Origin of the sequence: Streptomyces sp. NPDC004266, from assembly GCF_042874095.1 — a bacterium.
Classification (GTDB): Bacteria; Actinomycetota; Actinomycetes; order Streptomycetales; family Streptomycetaceae; genus Streptomyces.
In genome coordinates, this window is the sequence record NZ_JBIAMM010000011.1 from 277,151 (window position 1) to 296,663 (window position 19,513).

The following is a 19,513-nucleotide window of genomic DNA, read 5'->3' on the forward strand; positions in this document are numbered from 1 at the left end:
TACCCCATGCGCAACCAGGGCATCGGCTCCTGGCCCGCCCGCCGCGGCCGCAGGTCGCCCCGGCGCACCGCCCTGCTGTACGAGGGCCGCGCGATCGACTACGCCGAACTCCACGAGCGCTGCACCCGGTTGGCCCACGCCCTGCGGGGCGCCGGGGTCGCGCGCGGCGACCGGGTGGCGTTCCTCGGCCCCAACCACCCGGCGTACCTGGAGACCCTCTTCGCCACCGGTCTCCTCGGGGCGGTGTTCGTCCCGCTCAACGCCCGCCTCGCCGTACCGGAGCTGCTCCACCAGCTGACCGACTCGGGCAGCGCCGTCCTGGTGCACGCCGGGCAGCCGGCCGGGCGGACGGCCGAACTGGCGGCGGGGGCCGCCCTCGCCACCGTCCTCGCCGTGGACGGCGGGCCGGGCGTCCCGTACGAGGAGCTGCTCGCGGCCTCGTCGACGGAGCCGGTCGACGAGGAGGTGGGGCACGAGGACGTCTGCCTCATCATGTACACCTCGGGCACGACCGGACGCTCCAAGGGCGCCGTCCTCACCCACGGCAACATCGTCTGGAACAGCCTCAACGTCCTCGTGGACACCGACCTCGCCGGCGACGAGGTGGCCCTGGTCGCCGCGCCGCTGTTCCACACCGGGGCGCTCAACATGAGCTGCCTGCCGGTCCTGCTGAAGGGCGGCACGGTCCTCCTGGAGGCCTCCTTCGACGCCGGCCGCGCCCTGCGGCTGATCGAACGGCACCGGGTGACCTGCATGTTCGGCGTGCCGACGATGTACGACGCGATGGCGGCGGCCCCGGGCTGGGCGGACGCGGACCTGACCAGCCTGCGCGGCCTGCTCTGCGGCGGCGCCCCGGTGCCCGGCCGCACCACCCGGGCCTATCTCGACCGGGGCCTCGCCTTCGTCCAGGGGTACGGCATGACGGAGACCGCGCCCGGCGCCCTGATCCTGGACCGGACCGACTCGGCGAGCCGGGCCGGTTCGGCGGGCGTGCCGCACTTCTTCACCGACGTACGGGTGCTGCTGCCCTCCGGCGAGGAGGCGGCGCCCGGGGAGAAGGGCGAGGTCGTCGTCGCGGGGCCGAACGTCACCCCGGGCTACTGGAACCTCCCGGAGGCGACCGCCGCGGCCTTCCGCGACGGGGGGCGCTTCCGGTCGGGCGACGTGGCCACCGTGGACGAGGACGGCTACGTCCGGCTCGTCGACCGCCTCAAGGACATGATCATCTCGGGCGGGGAGAACATCTACCCGGCCGAGGTCGAGGACGCCCTGCTCGGGCACCCGGACGTCGCCGAGGCGGCCGTCATCGGCGTGCCCGACGCCCGCTGGGGCGAGGTGGGACGGGCCGTCGTCGTCACCCGCGCGGGGGCGACCGTCACCGAGGGGGAGCTGATCGCCCACCTGGAGGGCCGGCTCGCCCGCTACAAGATCCCCAAGAGCGTCGTCCTCGCCCCGGACCTCCCCCGCAACGCCGCCGGAAAGCTGCTCAAGGCGCCCATCAGGGCGCGCTACGGCGCCTGACCCCTTCCTTCCGATTCAGAGGAGTACCCCCATGGCTCGCACCGTCCACGGCATCGACGAGATCAAGGCGCAGGCCGGGGCCGACCTCGGCCACAGCTCCTGGGTCGAGATCGCCCAGCCCCGCGTCGACACCTTCGCCGACGCCACCGACGACCACCAGTGGATCCACGTCGACGCCGAGCGCGCCGCCGCGGGCCCCTTCGGCGGCACCATCGCCCACGGCTACCTCACGCTCTCGCTGCTCATCCCGATGTGGAGCGAGCTGCTCGAGGTCGAAGGCGTGTCGATGGCCGTCAACTACGGCCTGAACAAGGTGCGCTTCCCCTCCCCCGTGCGCGTCGGGTCGAAGATCCGCACGCACGGCCGCGTGGTGTCCGTGGAGGACGTCAAGGGCGGGGTCGAGGTCGTCGTGGACCTGACCGTGGAGATCGACGGCGTCGCCAAGCCGGCGTGCGTCGCGCAGGCGGTGTACCGCTTCTTCGCCTGATCCGCCCGTACGCGGAAGGGGGCGGCTGCTTCGAGCAGCCGCCCCCTTCCGTGTGCCGACGGACCGTCAGCCGGTCCTGAATCCGACGTAGTTCTCGGCGAGGGAGGCCGAGGCGGCCTCGGAGGCCGCCAGGTAGCGCAGGTGCGAGAGGCGCAGTTCGCGGTCGAAGGCGGACTCGGCGGGGTCGGCGTGGAGCAGGGTGGTCATCGTGTACGAGAAGTGCTCGGCCCGCCAGATCCGGCGCAGCGCGGTCTCCGAGTAGGCGTCGATCGCCGACTCGTCGCCGTGGGTGTGGTGGCGGGTGAGGGCCCGGGCGAGCAGGGTGACGTCGGCGACGGCGAGGTTGAGGCCCTTGGCACCGGTGGGCGGCACGATGTGGGCGGCGTCTCCGGCGAGGAACAGACGGCCGTGGCGCAGGGGTTCGGCGACGAAGCTGCGCATCGGGGTGATGCTCTTCTCCGTGATCGGGCCGCGCCGGAGCGTCCAGTCGCCGTCGACGGCGAAGCGGGCGTCCAGCTCGTCCCAGATCCGCTCGTCGGACCAGTCGTCGACGGTGTCGTCCGGGTCCACCTGGAGGTAGAGGCGGCTGACCTGCGGCGAGCGCATGCTGTGCAGGGCGAAGCCGCGCTCGTGGTGGGCGTAGACGAGCTCGTCGCAGGAGGGCGGGACGTCGGCGAGGATGCCGAGCCAGGAGAAGGGGTACGTCCGCTCGACGACCTTGAGCAGGTCCTCGGGGAGGGAGCGGCGGCCGATGCCGTGGAAGCCGTCGCAGGCGACGACGTAGGCGCACTCCAGGGTCTCCTCCGTGCCCTCGTGGCGGTAGCGGACGGTGGGCCGGTCGGTGTCGGCGCCGTCCACGGAGAGGGCCTCGGCCTCGAAGAGGACGGTGCCGCCGTCCTTCAGGCGCAGTTCGACGAGGTCCTTCACGACCTCGGTCTGGGCGTAGACCATGACGGAGCGGCCGCCGGTCAGGGACGGGAAGTCGATGCGGTGGGAGCGGCGGTCGAAGCGGAGCTCGATGCCGTGGTGCTCCAGGCCCTGGCGGTCCATCCGGGCGCCGGCGCCGGAGGCGCGCAGCACGTCGACGGTGTCCTGTTCGAGGATGCCGGCGCGCTGGCGGCGCTCGACGTAGTCCCGGTCGCGCAGTTCGAGGACGACGCTGTCGATGCCCTGGCGGTGGAGCAGGTGGGAGAGGAGGAGGCCGGCGGGACCGGCTCCGATGATGCCGACGGTGGTGGTGCGGGGCATGGGTCGCTCCGTGAAGGGTCGGTGGGACGGGGTGATCAGGAGGAGGGCGCGTCCTCGGCGAGGACGCGCTGGGCCGTGGCGAAGGCGGCGTTGGCGGCGGGGACGCCGCAGTAGACGGCGGAGTGCAGCAGGACCTCCCCGATGTCCTCGGGGGTGAGGCCGTTGCGCAGCGCGGCCCGGACGTGCAGGGCGAGCTCCTCCAGGTGGCCGTGGGCGACCAGGGCGGTGAGGGTGATGCAGCTGCGGGTGCGGCGGTCGAGTCCCGGGCGGGTCCAGATCTCTCCCCAGGCGCAGCGGGTGATGTAGTCCTGGAAGTCGGCGGTGAGGGCGGTCGTCCGGGCGACGGCCCGGTCGACGTGCGCGTCCCCGAGGACCGCGCGGCGGACGGCCATGCCCTGGGCGTGCCGGCTGCCGTCGTCGGCGGGGGCGCCGAAGTGGCCGAGGAGCGCGGTGAGGACGGCCTGCGGGCGTTCGGCGGGGGCCAGGTGGGAGGCTCCGGCGAGTTCGAGGAGGCCCGCGTCGGGGATGCCGTCGGCGAGTTCGCGGGAGTGGGCGGGCGGCGTGGCCGGGTCGGCGCGACCGGCGACGACCAGGGTCGGGGCCGCGATCCGGCCGAGCGCCTCGCGCAGGTCGTACGTGGCGAGGGCGTCGCAGCAGGCCGCGTAGCCCTCGGGGTCGGCGGCCCGCAGGTCGGCGAGGAGCCGGTCGGCGGTCCTGGTGGAGGCGAAGCCGGGCGTGAACCAGCGCGCGGCCGTCGTCCCGGCCAGGGGCGCGGTGCCCCGGGCACGGACGAGCGCGGCGCGCTCGCGCCAGGCCTCCGGGGCGCCGAAGCGGGCCGAGGAGCAGACGACGGCGAGGCCGGTGACCCGCTCGGGGTGGTGGGCGGCGAGGTGGGCGCCGACGGCACCGCCGAGGGAGATGCCGGCGTAACCGAAGCGCTCGGCGCCGAGGTGGTCGGCGAGTTCGAGGACGAGGCCGGCGAGGTCGGCGACGGTGGTGGCCCCGGGCGTGGTGTCGGGCAGCGCCTCGGCGGGGGTGCCGCCGTGCCCGGGAAGGTCCCAGCGGACCACCCGGTGGTGCCGGGCGAGGGCGGCGGTCTGCGCGTCCCAGACGGCGAGCGAGGTGCCGAGGGAGGGCCCGAGGAGGAGGACGGGGGCGTCGGAGGGCCCGTCGACGCGGTGGTGGAGGGCGGGGGCGCGATGCCCTCCGGGGGAACGGGGCCCTTCCGGGCCGCCAGGGCCTTCGAGGGAGCCGGTCCCTTCCAGGCCGCCGGGCCCTTCGAGGGAGCCGGGCCCTTCGAGGGAGCCGGGCCCTCCGGGGACGTCGGGCCCTCCGGCGGTGCGGGATCGCGTGGGGGCGCCGGCCGTGCCGGGCGGGCCGGTCACGACGTGGAGGCCCGGGGGCTGCGGGGCGTCGGAGGCCTGCGCCTTCGTCGGGCGCGGGTCGGGTGTCATGCGGGGCCTTCCGGGTCGGCGGAGGGGTCTCTCCGCAGGGCGTGGTCGAGGGGGCGGCGGGCCGCGCCCGGCGCGACGGGCGGGTCCGCGGGCCGTGTTCTCCCCAGGGCTCGGTCCACGAGCACGGGCGCCGCGCCGGTCGCGCCGGCCGGGTCCGCGAGGGCCCTGAGGCGGTCCTGTGTGAGCGGGCCGGTGAGTTCCGGGGCCTCGGCGAGGACGTCCACGAGGTGGCGGCGCTCCGACAGGGCCCGGTGGGAGGCCTCGTCGAGGAGCCGCCGGGCGGCGGCGCGGCCGAGGAGCGCGGAGAGCTCCGCGGCGAGGCGTTCGCTCGCCACCAGGCCCCGGGTGCGGTGCAGGTTCTCCCGCATGCGGCCGGGGAAGACCTGGAGGCCCTCGGTGAGCGCGGCCAGGTGGTGGGCGGCGCCTCCGGCGAGGCGGAGGAGTTCGCGCAGGGCCTGCCATTCGGCGTGCCAGGCGCCGGCCGGCCGTTCGTCCTCGGCGGTGAGAGAGCCGAGGAGGACGGCGGCGAGCGGGGGCGCCTGACGGGCGGCCGCGGCGATGAGGGTGGCGTGGACGGGGTTGCTCTTGTGGGGCATCGCGGAGGACCCGCCGCCCTCGCCCTCGGCGAGCTCACCGGTCTCGGTGCGGCTGAGCAGCAGCACGTCGGCGGCCGGTTTGCCGAGCGCGGCCGCGGTGAAGGCCAGCGCGGTGCCGAGGTCGGCGACGGGGGTGCGCAGGGTGTGCCAGGGCAGGACCGGGGCGGCGAGGCCGAGTTCCCGCGCGTACGCCTCGGCGAGGTCGGGCCCGCTGCCGGGTGCGCCGGCCAGCTGCTCGAACGCGGCGAGGGTGCCCGCCGCGCCGCCGAGCTGGGCGGGGAGCGTGAGGGCGGTGAGCCGGTCGGCAGCGTCGAGGACGAGGCTGCGCCAGCCCGCCGCCTTGAGTCCGAAGGTGGTGGGGACGGCGTGCTGGGTGAGGGTGCGGCCGGCCATGACGGTGTCGCGGTGCTCGGCGGCGAGCCGCCCGAGGGCTGCGGCGGCGCGGTGCAGGGGTGCCGTGACGAGAGGCAGGGCGCGGGCCGCGACGAGCATCGCGGCCGTGTCCATGATGTCCTGGCTGGTCGCGCCCCGGTGGACGTGGGGGGCCACCTCCTCCGGTACGGCGGCGGTGAGTTCGGCGACGAGGGGGATGACGGGGTTGCCGCCGCCGCGGGCGCGCAGGGCGAGCGCGCGCGGGTCGTACCGTTCGGTGCGGGACGCGGCCTCGGTGACGGCGGCGGCGGCCTCGGCGGGGGCGTGGCCGAGGGCGGCCTGGGCCCGGGTGAGGGCGGCCTCGGCGTCGAGCATGGCCCGGAGGAAGGCGCGGTCGCCGGTGGCCGCCTCGACGTCGGTGCCGGCGCGGACGGGGGCGAGGAGTCCGAGGTCGTACGGTTCCTCGTCCTCGTACGGCCCCTTCTCCTCGTACCGCCGCCCGTGCTGCTCAGCGGAAGTCAAGGAACACCGTCTCCTCCGGGCCCTGGAGGCGGACGTCGAAGCGCAGGGTGCGGGGTCCGGTCCCGGTCGCGAGCAGGGTGGCGCGCCGCTCCGTCGGGAGCGAGGCGAGCAGCGGGTCGGCCTCGGCGGCCGGTCCCGGCAGGTAGATCCGGGTGAAGAGGTGGTGCAGGAGGCCGCGGGCGAAGACGCAGACGGAGAGGTACGGCGCTCCGGCGGGCGGCAGGGTGCGGATCGCCCAGCGGCCGTCGGCGTCGGTGGCGACCCGGCCGAAGCCGGTGAAGGTGACGCCGTCGCGGCCCGCGTGGCCGCCGGTGACGGGGTCCTTGCGGAGGGAGCCGGGGGCGCCGGAGCGGTCGCCGTCGGGGCCGGGCTGCCAGATCTCCAGGAGCGCGTCGGGGACGGGGGCGCCGGCTCCGTCGTACACGTGGCCGTGGACGGTGAGGGTGTCCGGGTGGCCGGCGGGGGCGAGGTCGGGTCCGCCGGGGAAGGGCAGCGCGTATCCGTAGAAGGGGCCGACGGTCTGCGCGGGCGTCGGGGGCGCGGGGGTGGGCGTGCCGGTCATCGGCCTTCCTCGATCCAGGTCGCGGCGGGTCCGTCGAGGACGATGTCCCAGCGGTAGCCGAGGGCGTGTTCGGGGGTGGTGAGCTCGTGGTCGTAGGCGGCGACGAGCCGGGCGCGGGCGGCGTCGTCGGTGACGGACTGGAGGATGGGGTCGTAGGCGAAGAGCGGGTCGCCGGGGAAGTACATCTGGGTGACGAGCCGCTGGGTGAAGGCGCTGCCGAAGAGCGAGAAGTGGATGTGCGCGGGGCGCCAGGCGTTGGTGTGGTTGCGCCAGGGGTAGGCGCCGGGGCGGATCGTGGTGAAGCGGTACGTGCCCTGGTCGTCCGTCAGGCAGCGTCCCGCGCCGGTGAAGTGGGGGTCGAGCGGGGCCGGGTGCTGGTCGAGCCGGTGGGCGTAGCGTCCGGCGGCGTTGGCCTGCCAGACCTCGACGAGCTGGCCGCGCACGGGGCGGCCGGCGCGGTCGAGGACGCGCCCGGTGACGGTCATCCGCTCGCCGAGGGGTTCGCCGGCGCCGCCGCGGGTGAGGTCGGCGTCGAGGGCGGTGACGTCGGTGACGCCGAAGACCGGGCCGGAGAGTTCGACGGCCTCGGGGTCGCGCACGGCGACCAGGGGCTGCCGGGGGTGGCGCAGCGCGCTGCTGCGGTAGGGCGGGTAGTCGCGGGCGGGGTGGTGCCGGGTCTCGCCGGCGCGGAGGTACTCCTCGCGCCGGGCGTCGATCTCCTTCGAGATGTCCTGCTGGGTCGGGTCCTGGGCCTGGGTGGGGGCCTGAGTCTGCGTCGGGGCCGCGGCCCGGGTAGGGATCGAGGCCGGGGCCTGGGTCGGGGTCATGCTGCGGTTTCCACCTTCACGGGAGCCGCCGTCAGGCGGACGATGTCCTCGGGGGTGACGCCGGGGGCGGTCTCGACGAGCCGGAGTCCGTCCTCGGTGACGTCGAGGACGCCGAGGTCGGTGATGATCCGGTCGACGCAGCCCCGGCCGGTGAGCGGCAGGGAACACTCCTGGACGATCTTGGGGGTGCCGTCCTTGGCGGTGTGCTCCGTGAGGACGAGGACCCGGCGGGCTCCGTGGACGAGGTCCATGGCGCCGCCCATGCCCTTGACCATGCGGCCGGGGATCGTCCAGTTGGCGAGGTCGCCGCGGGCGGAGACCTGCATGGCGCCGAGGATCGCGGTGTCGATGTGGCCGCCGCGGATCATGCCGAAGGAGAGCGCGGAGTCGAAGAACGCGGCGCCGGGCAGGACGGTGACCGTCTCCTTGCCCGCGTTGATCAGGTCGGGGTCGACCTCGTCCTCGTACGGGTAGGGGCCGACGCCGAGGAGTCCGTTCTCGGAGTGGAGGACGACGTCGACGCCGTCGGGGAGGAAGTTCGGTACGCGGGTGGGCAGTCCGATGCCGAGGTTGACGTACGAACCGTCCGTCAGCTCGCGGGCGGCGCGGGCCGCCATCTCGTCCCTGGTCCAGCTCATCGGGTGCGTACCGTCCTTCGTTCGATGCCCTTGTCGGCGGCCTGTGCGGGGGTGAGCGCCACCACCCGCTGGACGAAGACGCCCGGCAGGTGGACCTGGTCGGGTTCGAGCTCGCCGGGTTCGACGAGCTCCTCCACCTCGGCGATCGTGATCCGGCCGGCCATGGCGGCGAGCGGGTTGAAGTTGCGGGCGGCGCGGGCGAAGACGAGGTTGCCGTGCCGGTCGCCGCGGGCCGCGCGGACGAGCGCGAAGTCGGTGGTGATGCCGTGTTCGAGGACGTACGGACGTCCGTCGTACTCGCGGATCTCCTTGGGCGGGGAGGCGACGGCGACGGGGGCTCCCCCGGGCTCCGTCCGGGGGGCGTCGTCGGCCGCGTACCGCCAGGGCAGTCCGCCGTCGGCGACCTGGGTGCCGACGCCCGCGGGAGTGAAGAAGGCGGGGATGCCGCAGCCGCCGGCGCGGAGCCGTTCGGCCAGGGTGCCCTGGGGGGTGAGTTCCAGTTCGAGTTCGCCGCCGAGGTAGCGGCGGGCGAACTCCTTGTTGTCGCCGATGTAGGAGCCGGTGACGCGGCTGATCCGGCCGGCGGCGAGGAGGACGCCCAGGCCTCCGCCGTCGACGCCGCAGTTGTTGGAGACGACGGAGAGGTCTCCGGCGCCGTGGGCGTGCAGGGCGCGGATGAGGACGTCCGGTACGCCGCTCAGCCCGAAGCCTCCGACGGCGAGCGAGGCGCCGTCCTCGATGTCCGCCACCGCTTCGGCGGCGCCGGCGACCACTTTGTCCATGTAAGGGACCGTTTCACTCGGGATTGACGGTTCGGGTGTTCGCCTGCTGAACTTGAGTTCAGAATTTTGGCGGGGGTGAGTGTCCATCCGGGCCACGGGCCCTGTCAACGGCCCGGGTACGGTTTTCCCGCGCGGCTCCCCGTGCCCGTTCCCCAGGCCCCAGATCTCCCGAGGAGTCCGCACCGTGCCGCAGCCCAGCGATGCCCAGGCCGCGCCCGACGAACTGGTCGGGCCGCTCGAACGCGGCCTCGCCGTGCTCCGCGTCATGGCCACGGGACCCGAGGTCCGGCACCGGCCCGGCGACCTCGCCCGGACGACCGGCCTCGCCCGCTCCACCGTCGACCGGGTCGCGACGACCCTCGTCCGCCTCGGCGTCCTCCGGGCCGAGGGCCGCGACCTGCTGCTCGCGCCCGGCGCCGCCGAGCTCGGCAACGCCTACCTCGCCTCCTGCGGGCTGCCGGAGCTCCTCGGACCGCACGCCGTCGCCCTCGCCGACGCGCTCGACGAGTCGGTGTCCGTGGCCGTCCCGGACGGCGACGGCGTCCGCTTCCTCGCCCAGGCCACCCGCCGCCGGGCGATGGCGATCTCCTTCCGGACCGGGGACCTCCTGCCGGCCGAACGCTGCGCGCCAGGCGCCCTGTTCGCCGGGCGGTGGGACGCGGCGGACCTCGAACGGTGGCGGGCCCGCCGCGCGAAGGACCCCCTGGACGCCGGTTTCCCCTCCGTACCGCCGCGGCCGGCCGGGGCGCCGCCCACGCCCGAGCAGGTCGAGGCCGAGTTCCTCGACCGGGTGCGCGAGGCCCGCGCGACCGGACTCGCCGTGGACGACCAGCTGATCGAGCCGGGGCTGCTCGCCGTCGCGCTGCCGGTGCGGGGACCGGACGGCACGGTCGTCTGCGCGGTCAGCGTCGTCAGCCACACCAGCCGGCACAGCTCCGCCTCCCTCACGGCCCAGGCCCTGCCGCCGCTGCGCCGCACGGTCACGGCGATGGAGGCCGCGCTGGCCGCGGCGCCGGCCGCCGGCGCACCCGCGAGCGGAGGCCCGGCGCCCGTGGCCGGGCCCGCGCCGGCCGCCGGCGCCCCGGGAGGGGCGGAGACGGCACCGGCCCCGACCGGACCGGCGTCCACGCCGACGGCTCCGGCGCCCGTCGCGGGCGCCGCGCTCAAGGAGGAGCTCGGCTCGGGTTTCCTCCAGTCGCTCGCGCGCGGTCTCGACGTCCTGCGCGCCTTCGGTTCCGTCCGGGGGCCCGTCCGGCTCTCCGAGCTCGCCCGGCTGACCGGGCTGCCCCGCGCGACCGCCCGCCGGTCGCTGATCACCCTGCGCCACCTGGGGTACGTACGGGAGGAGTCCGGCGGTTTCCTGGTGCTCCCCCGGGTCCTGGAGCTCGGCTACGCCCGGCTCTCCGGCCTGACCCTGCCGGAGATCGCCACCCCGCACCTCGTCGCCCTCGTCCTGCGGGTCCACGAGTCCGCGTCCGTCGCCGTGCTCGACGGGGACGACATCCGGTACGTCGCCCGGGTCGCCGGCACCCGCATCATGCACATCGACATCACGGTGGGCACCCGGCTCCCCGCGTACGCGACCTCCATGGGCCGCGTCCTGCTCGGCGCGCTGCCCGCGGCGGAGCGCGCCGCGCGGCTCGGCCGGATCACCCCGGAGTCGCTCACCCCGCGCACGCTGACGACCCGCGAGGGGCTCGACGAGGCCGTGGCGGCGACCGCGGCGCGCGGCTACGGGTGGGTGGAACAGGAGCTGGAGGAGGGGCTCCGCTCGCTGGCGGTGGCGGTCACGGACGGTGCGGGCCGGACGGTCGCCGCGGTCAACGTGGCCCTGCACGCGGGCCGGGCCACCCCCGAGGAGAGCCTCGCCGCCCTGCTGCCGCCGCTGCGCGAGACGGCCGCGCTGATCAGCGCGGACCTCGCCGCGGTGGACCGCTTCTCCCCGGTCACCACGGGCTGAACGGGCGCGTCGCGACCCCGTGCGCGGTCGCGACGCGCCCGGGCCGCTACCGGGACCCGGCGGCCACGGTGAGGATCGCCCGCACCTGGGCGATGATGTCGAGCCGGTTCCGTACGAACGCGGCGTCGGTGACCGCACCCGTCGCCGGATCGGTGTTGCCCGGTCCGAACTCGAGGACCGGCGTGTGCACATGGCCGCCGGGCAGGTCCCTCAGGCCGAGGCGGTCGCGCAGCAGGGTGGCCCGGTAGGCGATCTCGTTGGACAGGTAGTTCCCGCCGCCGCCCGCCCGGGCGGCCGAGCCGGGCGTCGGTCCGTCGGGACGGACCACGGGCGTGTCCGCCCCGGCCGGCAGCTCGGTCACCGAGGTGTTGTCGTAGACCGGGAAACGTCCGGTGGACGCCGCCGTGATCGCCGCGTGCGGAAGGGTCGTCGACGTCCACTGGGGCTGCGTGGCCGGGTCGGCGACGGGCACGGTCCCGGTGCGCGACAGGTTCTCGTTGTCGGGGAAGCCGCCGCGCCAGGCGCCGTTGGTCCGTTCGACGTCGAAGCGGCCGGGGCGGCCCTGGCTCACCGTGGTGAAGAGGTCCACCTCCGGCAGGTGCGGGCGCAGGGTCCGTTCGACCGTGCCGTCGGCGAAGTCCTGCCAGCGGACGGGGAAGACGGCCGTCTCGACCCGGGCGAGGGAGCCGTCGGAGGTCCGCAGCCAGGTGCCGTCCAGGGCGAGCGCGGTGGCCCCGGAGGGGTTGCTGATCCGGGTGTCCCGGTCGAGCGTGAACGGGTCGAAGCCGGTCAGCAGGATCCTCTTCACGCCCTTCCCGGCCGGGTAGCGGATCGAGTCCTGGCCGCGCGAGGAGCGTTCGAGCCGGTCGAGCAGCCGGGCCCGGCCCTCCTCGGTCAGCGTGAACCCGGGCTGCCAGGAGCGGAGTTCGCGGGTGAGCGCGAGTCGCGACCAGTACAGCGGCCGGTCGTCGTCCCGCGAGAGCGTGCCGCCCGCCTCCCCCCGGCCCTGCGCCCGGTCCACGGCCCGTCGCCAGAGCTGCGACCCGTACCGGCCGACCGTCCGCTCGGCCGCGGCGAAGGAACCGGCACCGGCGAGGCCCTCGGCGAACTCCGGTGCCAGGGAGGCGAAACCGCTGCGCCGCAGGATCTCCTGGGGTGCGGCCCGGTCGAGCCGGGCCTCCTCGGCGGTGACGGCGGCCGTCCCGGCCGCCGGGGCGGGCGGGGTCGCCAGGGCCAGGGAGACGGCGGCGAGGGGAAGGGCGAGTGCGCTGCGTATGGAGATCACGGGGGTCCTTTCGCGCGTACGTGTCGCTTCGTCAGAACGGTCTCTGCACAAGGCGACTCATGCTACGGCGCCCCCCACCAGGGCCTGCCTTCCGGATCAGGCCGCACCAGGACCCGCGAGCCCGGCCTGATCCGGAAGACGGGCCCTGGCCCCTCCCCCCGCTGGGGTCACCCGTCCGCCGGCCGCAGCGCCGCCACCGCGGCGAGCATGAGTTCCAGGGCGAACGGGTAGCCGCTGTCGCGCATGTCGGCGGCGAGCAGGGGGAAGGTCGCGGCGATGTTCGGGTGGGTCTCGGGCGACAGCCTGCCGTAGACGGCGTGCCAGACCTCCGTCTCCTTCTCCTGGGCCGCGGGCGGCAGGGCGAGCGCGGCGGCGTCCTGGGCCGCGAAGGCGAGGGCCTGGTCGACGAAGGCGTGGTAGATCCGCACGGCGAGGGCGTCCGGGAAGCCGGCCGAGCGCAGGACGCCGAGGATCCGCTCGACGGCCCGGGTCTCGTACGGCCTGCCGGTGGTGCGGTGGGCCGCGAGGGCCGCCGCCCGCGGGTAGGCCTGGTAGCAGCCGTGGATGCGGAGTCCCAGCTCGCGGAGGTCCGTTCGCCAGTCGCCGGTGGCCGTCCAGCCCTCCTGCGCGCGGCCGATCATCTCGTCGGCGACGGCGAGGAGCAGGGCGTCGGTGTTCCGGAAGTAGCGGTACAGGGCCGTGGGGTCGGCGCCGAGCGCGGCGCCCAGCCTCCGTACCGACAGGGCCTCCGCGCCGTGCTGGGCGATCAGGCGCAGCGCGGTCTCGACGATGAGCCGCTCCGAGAGGACGGCGCCCTGCTTGGTGGGGCGGCGGCGCTGCCGCCTGCCTTCGGGAACCACGCGTTCGGACATGGCCGCCACCTTACGTCAACACCATTGACGCGTGAACGGCCCGCCCGCTTGCATGGCGCCCACCAACCGACACCACATGTTCTGGAGCGCCCATGACCACGGCCGATCTGGTCTTCACCCGCGGGCCCGTCTTCACGGCGGACCCGGCCCGCACCCGGGCGACCTCGCTCGCCGTCGTCGGCGAGCGGATCGCGGCGGTCGGCCACGACGAGGTGCGGGACCTCGTCGGGCCCGGCACGGAGGTCGTCGACCTGACGGGGAAGCTGCTGCTCCCCGGCTTCCAGGACGCCCACGTCCACGCCGTCTCCGGCGGCAAGGAGCTGGCCGAGTGCGATCTCACCGGCACGGTCGGCGTCGCCGACTACCTGGCGCGGATCCGGGACTACGCGGACGCCCACCCGGAGCGCCCCTGGATCACCGGCGGCGGCTGGTCGATGGAGAGCTTCGAGGGCGGACTGCCCACCCGGCAGCTGCTCGACTCCGTCGTCCCCGACCGGCCGGTCCTTCTGTCGAACCGGGACCACCACGGCGCCTGGGCCAACTCCCGGGCCCTCGAACTGGCGGGGCTCACCGCCGCCACTCCCGATCCGGCCGACGGGCGGATCGAGCGGGAGGCGGACGGCTCCCCCAGCGGCATGCTCCAGGAGGGCGCGATCGGGCTCGTCGCCGGGCTGGTGCCGGCGGCCACCGCCGAGGACCGCCTCGCCGGGCTGCTGCGCGCCCAGAAGCTGCTGCACTCGCTCGGCATCACGGCCTGGCAGGACGCGCTGCTCGGCTCATTCGGCGGCATGTCCGACCCGTCGGAGGCGTATCTGACGGCCGCCGGCGACGGTTCGCTGACCGCACGGGTGACCGGGGCGCTCTGGTGGGACCGGGAGCGGGGCTCCGAGCAGATCCCCGAACTGGTCGCCCGCCGCGAGAAGTTCAGCCTCGGCCGGTTCCGTGCCGGCTCGGTGAAGATCATGCAGGACGGCATCGCGGAGAACTTCACGGCCGCCATGACCGCCCCGTACCTGGACGGCTGCGGCTGCGCCACCGCCAACAGCGGGCTGAGCTTCGTCGATCCCGGAGCGCTGCGCGGGTACGTGACCGAGCTCGACGCCCTCGACTTCCAGGTCCACTTCCACGCCCTGGGCGACCGGGCCGTGCGCGAGGCCCTGGACGCGCTGGAGGCCGCGATCGCCGCGAACGGGCGGCGCGGCAACCGCCACCACCTCGCGCACCTCCAGGTCGTCCACCCCGACGACCTGGCCCGGTTCGCGACGCTCGGCGCCATCGCCAACATCCAGCCGCTGTGGGCCGCGCACGAGCCGCAGATGGACGAGCTGACCATCCCGTTCCTGGGCCCCGAACGCGCCGCCTGGCAGTACCCGTTCGGCGATCTGGTACGGGCCGGGGCCACCCTCGCCGCCGGCAGCGACTGGCCGGTCAGCAGTCCGGACCCGATCGCGGGCATCCACGTGGCCGTCAACCGCCGCGAGCCCGAGGCCGCCGACGACCGGGTCTTCTACCCCGAGCAGCGCCTCGACCTCACGACGGCGCTCGCCGCCTACACGGCGGGCACCGCGCACGTGAACGGTCTCGACGACACCGGCAGCCTGCGCCCCGGCCACCTCGCCGACCTGGTCGTCCTGGACCGGGACGTCCTCACCGGCCCGCCGGAGGAGATCGCCGAGGCCCGGGTGGAGCGGACGTACGTCGGCGGGCGCCTGGTGCACGCGGTCTGACCGGCCCTACGGAGAAGGCCTGACCGACGAGGCCCGCACGTCGAGGCGCGTCGCCACGAGCGTCCCGGTGGGCTCCCGGCGGCCGTGCTCCAGGACCGCGACGAGGTGTTCAACGCCGGCCTCCGCGATCGCCTCGGGCCGCAGGCTCAGGGTGGTCACCGGCGGGTCGGTGAGCAGGGCCGTGGCGTCCTCGCTGACCAGGACGACCAGCAGGTCGTCCGGGACCGCGTACCCCTGGCGGCGCGCCGCCTCCAGCACGAGGGGCGGGCTCGCCTCGGCGACCACGAGCAGGGCGTCGGGACGCTCGTGCCCGTCGGCGGTCAGGGCGGCCTCGACGCCGCGCACGACCGGCGCGTTGCCGGGTTCCCCGACCCGCACCACCCGCTCCGGCAGGCCGTGGGAGGCGCACCACTCCCGGTGCGCGGCGTACACCTCGGCGTGGAAGCGGGTGGTGCTGTCCGGCACCACCACGACCGGCCGTCTGGCCCCCTGTTCGTGGAGGTGGTCGAGGGCCTCGCGGACGGCGCCGGCGGCGTCGACGTCCACCCAGTAGGCGCCCGGGAGCCCCTCGACGGAACGGTCCGTGAAGACGGGGACGCCGGCCGCCAGGAGGCCTTCGACGACCGGGTCGTCGGCGACGGGGTCGGCGACGACCACCGCGTCGAGGGACAGGTCGGCCCACTCGCTCTGCAGGGAGCCGGCGGGCAGCAGCACCACGGCGTAGCCGCGGCGCAGCGCGGTGGCCGCGGTGACGCCGGTCAGCCGGGCGAAGTACGGCGACTCGAGAAAGGTGGCCCAGGGAGTGGCGGCGAACTCGCCGACCACGTATCCGATCAACCGGGCCCGTCCCGCGCGCAGATGGCGCGCGGTGGCGTTGGGCCGGTAGCCCATTCTGCGCGCGGTCTCGCGGGCCTTCTCCCGCACCTCGGGAGAGAGCCTGCCGGTGCCGTTGAGCGCCGCCGAGACGGTCGTCTTGGACAGGCCCGCCTCGCGGGCCACGTCGACGAGGCGGACGCGCGGGGTGGGCGGCGAGGGCTGCCCGCCGTCCCGTGAAGCTTCGGTCATGGGGGTGATGCTGCCACCCTCTCGACCTCTGCAAAACCGTTCCCGCAAAGTCGGGTGCAGGTCTTGTGCGGGAACGTTCCCGCACCAATACTCGCTCCATCCCCCCGAGCCCGTCACTACACCCGTAAAGGGGTGGGTCCCATGCGCATGCCCAGAGCCATCGCGCTTCTCGTCTGTACCGCCGCGCTCGCGGCCACCACGTCCGCCTGCTCCGGCGCCACGAAGCCCGCCGCCGGCGGCGGCGGAACGCACTTCGAGGTCGGCCCGACCTCCCCGCCCGCGCAGGGCCCGCTGGACTCCTTCACCTGGTCCCTGTACGCCGAGCCGTACACGCTCGACTACGCCCTCGCGTACGACTACCCGCCGAACACCATCCTCGCCAACGTGTGCGAGCAGCTGCTGCGGGTCACGCCCGACCTGAAGATCGTGCCCGGCCTCGCCGTGAAGTGGCGGCGGCCCGACCCGCGCACCCTCGTCTACACCCTGCGGCCCGGGGTGAGGTTCCACGACGGCACCACCATGACCGCCGACGACGTGGTCGCCTCCCTCGAACGCCAGATGGACCCGAAGACCGGCTCGCCCTGGGGCTCCGCCTTCAAGACCGTCGACTCCGTCGAGAAGACCGGCCCCCTGGAGGTGACGATCCGCCTCGGCAAGGCGGACGTCCTCTTCCACGAGCTGATGGCCGCCTCCCCCGGCACCGTCGTCAGCGCCGCCTCGCTGGCGAGGGAGGGCAAGGACTACGGCACCCCCAAGGGGAGGCTGAACTGCACCGGTCCGTACGCCCTCGACTCCTGGGCCCAGGGCGACAGCATCACGCTGAAGAAGAACGCCGCCTACTGGGACAAGACGCTCTCCCCCAAGTCCGAGAAGGTGAGGTTCACCTTCATCGAGGACGCCGCGGCCCGCTCCAACGCCTTCCTGTCCGGCACGGCGGACGGCGGCTACATGGTCCCGTCCTCCTCCTTCGCCCAGCTGAAGGCCGGCGGCAGGGGTTCGCTCCTCTTCGGCCCCAACACCGGCGCCGCGAACCTCGCGGTCCTCGACTTCCACGGCGCGCTCGGCAACCTCAAGGTCCGCAGGGCCCTGTCGATGGCCCTCGACCGGAAGAACATCATCAAGGCCGCGGCCGGCGGCGTCGGCGTCCCCGCCAAGGCCCCCGCCGCGCGCGGCGCCTGGGCGCTGGCCCCGGAGAAGACGGCGCAGCTCTACGACACGCTGCCCGAGCCCGTGTACGACGTCGAGGCGGCGAAGAAGCTCGTCCAGGAGGCGCACGCGAGCGGCCGGACGGTCACCCTCGCCACCAGCACCCTCGCCCCCGAGATCAGCGTCGTCGCGAACGCCGTCCAGGCGGCGGGCCGTCAGATCGGCCTGAACGTCGTGCTGAAGCCGGTCTCTCCCGACGCGTACAGCAGCATCTTCGTCGACCCGGACGCGCGCGAGGGCCTCGACCTCGTCATCACCAACGGCTACGACAACACGCCCGACCCGCTGGAGTTCTACCAGTACCTGCGCACCGGCGACTTCGGGAACTACGGCCGCTGGTCCGACGCCGAGTTCGACGTCGCCTTCGACCGGGCGAACTCCGAGCCCGACCCGGCCAAGCGCGCCGAACTCACCGCGAGACTGCAGAAGATCGCCCTGGACGAGCTGCCCGTCATCCCCGTGTACGAGGCGCCCTACTCGGTCTTCCTCGGCAAGCGGATCACCGGCGCCCCGACCGGCATCGCCCAGCTCTACTTCCCGTGGGCCGCGACGATCGGGGCCTCGAAGCGATGACGCGCTACCTCGTCGGACGGCTCCTCGGCCTGGCGGCGGTGCTGTTCGTGACCTCCCTCGTGGTCTTCGGCTCCGTCCACCTGGCCCCCGGCGACCCGGTGTCCTTCCTCCTGCACGGCCGCCCCGCGACCCCCTCGGCCGTGGCGGCCCTGCGGGCGGAGCACCACCTCGACGACCCGCTGGTCACCCAGTACGCGAAGTGGCTCGGCGGCGTGCTGAGCGGCGACTTCGGCCGCTCCGCCCAGTACCACCAGGACGTGGCCTCGCTCATCGGCTCGCGCCTCACCGGCACGGCGCTGCTCGTCGGCTGTGCCGCCGTGCTCGTCGCGGTGATCGGGGTGACCGCCGGCATCCTCGCCGCCCTGCGCCCCGGCCTGCCGGACCGGGTGGTGCTCATCGTCACCGGAGTCGCCACCGCCACGCCCTCGTTCGTGACGGCCATCGCGCTCGTCTCGCTCTTCTCCGTGCAGCTCGGCTGGTTCCCGGGGCCGGGCGGCGGCACCCCGGCCGGCCTCTCCGAGCGGCTGTACCAGCTGACCCTGCCGGCCGTCGCCCTGGCGCTGTCCTTCGCGGGGCTCCTCGCCCGGGTGACGCGCTCGGCGATGCTCGACGAACTGGGGCGCGAGCACGTCGAGGTGGCGCGCGCCCGGGGCGTCGCGGGCCGGTCCGTGGTCCGTCGGCACGTGCTGCGCAACGCCCTCGGGCCCGTCGTCACCGTCGGCGGCACGATGCTCGCCGGCCTCCTCGTCTCCACCTCGATCGTCGAGACCGCCTTCGACGTCCCCGGGCTCGGCTCGCTGCTCGTGCAGTCGGTCACCGCCAAGGACTTCGCGGTCGTGCAGGCGATCACGCTGCTCAGCGTCGCGGCCTTCGTCCTCGTCAACCTCGTCGTCGACCTGCTCGCCCCGCTCATCGACCCCCGTCTCTCCCTCGGGGAAGGCTCCTCATGACCTCCACCACCTCCGCGGTGCCGTACCGCAGGCCCGGGCTGCGCGCCCTGCGCCCCTTCGGCCAGGGGCCGCTCTTCGCGGTCTCGGTCGCGGTGCTCGCCGCGCTCGTCCTGGTCGCCCTGCTCGCGCCCGTCCTCGCCCCGTACGACCCCGAGGCCCTCGACCTGTCGGCGAGTCTCGTCGGCACCACCGGCGACCACCTGCTCGGCACGGACCAGTCGGGGCGGGACGTCCTGTCCCGGCTGCTCACCGGCGCCCGCACCGGGCTGCTCGGACCGCTGCTCGTCGTCGGCGTGTCCACCCTCCTCGGCACCCTGCTCGGGGTGGCGGCGGCCTGGCGCGGCGGCTGGGTGGACACGCTGCTCTCCCGGTCCATGGACCTGGTCTTCGCGATCCCCGGTCTGCTGCTCGCGATCCTGCTCGTGTCGGTCGTCGGCGAGGGACTCACGGCGCCCGTGATCGCCATGTCCGTCGCCTACACCCCGTACGTGGGCCGGCTGGTGCGGGGCATCGCGCGGCAGGAGAAGGCCCGCCCGTACATCGAGGCCTATCGGGTGCAGGGCTGGTCCGGCTGGACCGTCGGCGTGCGCCATCTGCTGCCCAACATCGCGCCGACGGTCTTCGCCCAGTCCGCGATGAACTTCGGGTACGCCCTGATGGACCTGGCGGCGCTGTCCTTCCTCGGCTTCGGCGTGCAGCCGCCGACCGCCGACTGGGGCGCCATGATCAACGAGGGGCAGGCGGCCGTCCTGCAGGGGGCGATGCTGCCGGCCCTCGCGCCCTCCGCGTGCATCGTGCTCGCCGTGGTGGCGTTCGGCATCGTCGGCGAGGGGCTCGCCGACCGGATCGCGAAGCGGGAGCGGTGA

General features: G+C 74.8%; 17 protein-coding genes. 7 read left to right on the top strand and 10 right to left on the bottom strand.

Annotation, left to right across the window (positions count from 1 at the left end; all coding sequences use genetic code 11):
* Positions 1–6 precede the first annotated feature (6 nt).
* A complete protein-coding gene (locus ACFYUZ_RS26120) occupies positions 7–1,521 on the top strand; it encodes a long-chain fatty acid--CoA ligase (RefSeq protein WP_389313092.1) in 1,515 nt (504 codons plus the stop codon).
* A gap of 31 nt (positions 1,522–1,552) precedes the next feature.
* Positions 1,553–2,008, top strand: coding sequence for a MaoC family dehydratase (locus ACFYUZ_RS26125; RefSeq protein WP_389313094.1), 456 nt, complete (start codon positions 1,553–1,555; stop codon positions 2,006–2,008).
* Between the two features lie 66 nt (positions 2,009–2,074).
* On the opposite strand, the gene ACFYUZ_RS26130 is transcribed toward ACFYUZ_RS26125, so the two are convergent.
* Genes ACFYUZ_RS26130 through ACFYUZ_RS26160 form a run of 7 tightly spaced genes read right to left on the bottom strand, consistent with a single transcriptional unit; the run spans position 2,075 to position 9,009 of the window.
* Positions 2,075–3,256 (bottom strand): 4-hydroxybenzoate 3-monooxygenase, encoded by a 1,182-nt coding sequence (locus ACFYUZ_RS26130; RefSeq protein ID WP_389313096.1) that lies wholly within the window; start codon positions 3,254–3,256, stop codon positions 2,075–2,077.
* Positions 3,257–3,291: 35 nt separating this feature from the next.
* Positions 3,292–4,710 carry a 3-oxoadipate enol-lactonase gene (gene pcaD / locus ACFYUZ_RS26135; protein ID WP_389313098.1) on the bottom strand — a complete coding sequence of 473 codons (1,419 nt, stop codon included), beginning with the start codon at positions 4,708–4,710 and terminating at the stop codon, positions 3,292–3,294.
* The gene (gene pcaB, locus ACFYUZ_RS26140; RefSeq protein ID WP_389313100.1) at positions 4,707–6,200 is read right to left on the bottom strand and encodes a 3-carboxy-cis,cis-muconate cycloisomerase; all 1,494 of its coding nucleotides are present in this window, start codon (positions 6,198–6,200) and stop codon (positions 4,707–4,709) included. The genes pcaD and pcaB overlap by 4 nt, the downstream gene beginning before the upstream one ends.
* Positions 6,187–6,762 (bottom strand): protocatechuate 3,4-dioxygenase subunit alpha, encoded by a 576-nt coding sequence (gene pcaG, locus ACFYUZ_RS26145; RefSeq protein ID WP_389313102.1) that lies wholly within the window; start codon positions 6,760–6,762, stop codon positions 6,187–6,189. Before pcaG ends, pcaB begins: the two co-directional genes overlap by 14 nt.
* Positions 6,759–7,589, bottom strand: coding sequence for a protocatechuate 3,4-dioxygenase subunit beta (pcaH, locus tag ACFYUZ_RS26150; RefSeq protein ID WP_389313104.1), 831 nt, complete (start codon positions 7,587–7,589; stop codon positions 6,759–6,761). The genes pcaG and pcaH overlap by 4 nt, the downstream gene beginning before the upstream one ends.
* Positions 7,586–8,227, bottom strand: a complete 642-nt coding sequence (locus ACFYUZ_RS26155; RefSeq protein ID WP_389313106.1) for a CoA transferase subunit B — start codon at positions 8,225–8,227, stop codon at positions 7,586–7,588. The genes pcaH and ACFYUZ_RS26155 overlap by 4 nt, the downstream gene beginning before the upstream one ends.
* Entirely contained in the window at positions 8,224–9,009 is a 786-nt protein-coding gene (locus ACFYUZ_RS26160; RefSeq protein WP_389313108.1) for a CoA transferase subunit A, read from the bottom strand. Before ACFYUZ_RS26160 ends, ACFYUZ_RS26155 begins: the two co-directional genes overlap by 4 nt.
* A 184-nt stretch (positions 9,010–9,193) precedes the next feature.
* Between ACFYUZ_RS26160 and ACFYUZ_RS26165 the strand changes: the two genes are divergently transcribed.
* Positions 9,194–10,969: an IclR family transcriptional regulator C-terminal domain-containing protein gene (locus ACFYUZ_RS26165; RefSeq protein ID WP_389313110.1), complete on the top strand. Its 1,776-nt coding sequence runs from the start codon at positions 9,194–9,196 to the stop codon at positions 10,967–10,969.
* A gap of 46 nt (positions 10,970–11,015) precedes the next feature.
* On the opposite strand, the gene ACFYUZ_RS26170 is transcribed toward ACFYUZ_RS26165, so the two are convergent.
* Both ACFYUZ_RS26170 and ACFYUZ_RS26175 read right to left on the bottom strand, forming a co-directional pair.
* Positions 11,016–12,254, bottom strand: a complete 1,239-nt coding sequence (locus tag ACFYUZ_RS26170; RefSeq protein ID WP_389313112.1) for a pyroglutamyl peptidase — start codon at positions 12,252–12,254, stop codon at positions 11,016–11,018.
* 167 nt (positions 12,255–12,421) lie between these two features.
* The gene (locus ACFYUZ_RS26175; RefSeq protein WP_389313114.1) at positions 12,422–13,126 is read right to left on the bottom strand and encodes a helix-turn-helix domain-containing protein; all 705 of its coding nucleotides are present in this window, start codon (positions 13,124–13,126) and stop codon (positions 12,422–12,424) included.
* Between the two features lie 92 nt (positions 13,127–13,218).
* Here ACFYUZ_RS26175 and ACFYUZ_RS26180 point away from each other — a divergent pair, with 92 nt between their 5' ends.
* Positions 13,219–14,853, top strand: a complete 1,635-nt coding sequence (locus ACFYUZ_RS26180) for an amidohydrolase (RefSeq protein ID WP_389313116.1) — start codon at positions 13,219–13,221, stop codon at positions 14,851–14,853.
* A gap of 6 nt (positions 14,854–14,859) precedes the next feature.
* Here the strand turns inward: ACFYUZ_RS26180 and ACFYUZ_RS26185 are convergent, their stop codons facing one another.
* Positions 14,860–15,918, bottom strand: coding sequence for a LacI family DNA-binding transcriptional regulator (locus ACFYUZ_RS26185; RefSeq protein WP_389313118.1), 1,059 nt, complete (start codon positions 15,916–15,918; stop codon positions 14,860–14,862).
* A 141-nt stretch (positions 15,919–16,059) separates the two neighbouring features.
* On the opposite strand from ACFYUZ_RS26185, the gene ACFYUZ_RS26190 reads away from it, so the two are divergent.
* Genes ACFYUZ_RS26190 through ACFYUZ_RS26200 form a run of 3 tightly spaced genes read left to right on the top strand, consistent with a single transcriptional unit; the run spans position 16,060 to position 19,513 of the window.
* Positions 16,060–17,697, top strand: coding sequence for an ABC transporter substrate-binding protein (locus ACFYUZ_RS26190; RefSeq protein ID WP_389313119.1), 1,638 nt, complete (start codon positions 16,060–16,062; stop codon positions 17,695–17,697).
* Complete coding sequence (locus tag ACFYUZ_RS26195) at positions 17,694–18,647, top strand: ABC transporter permease (protein WP_389313121.1); 954 nt, start codon at positions 17,694–17,696, stop codon at positions 18,645–18,647. The genes ACFYUZ_RS26190 and ACFYUZ_RS26195 overlap by 4 nt, the downstream gene beginning before the upstream one ends.
* A complete protein-coding gene (locus ACFYUZ_RS26200; RefSeq protein ID WP_389313123.1) occupies positions 18,644–19,513 on the top strand; it encodes an ABC transporter permease in 870 nt (289 codons plus the stop codon). The genes ACFYUZ_RS26195 and ACFYUZ_RS26200 overlap by 4 nt, the downstream gene beginning before the upstream one ends.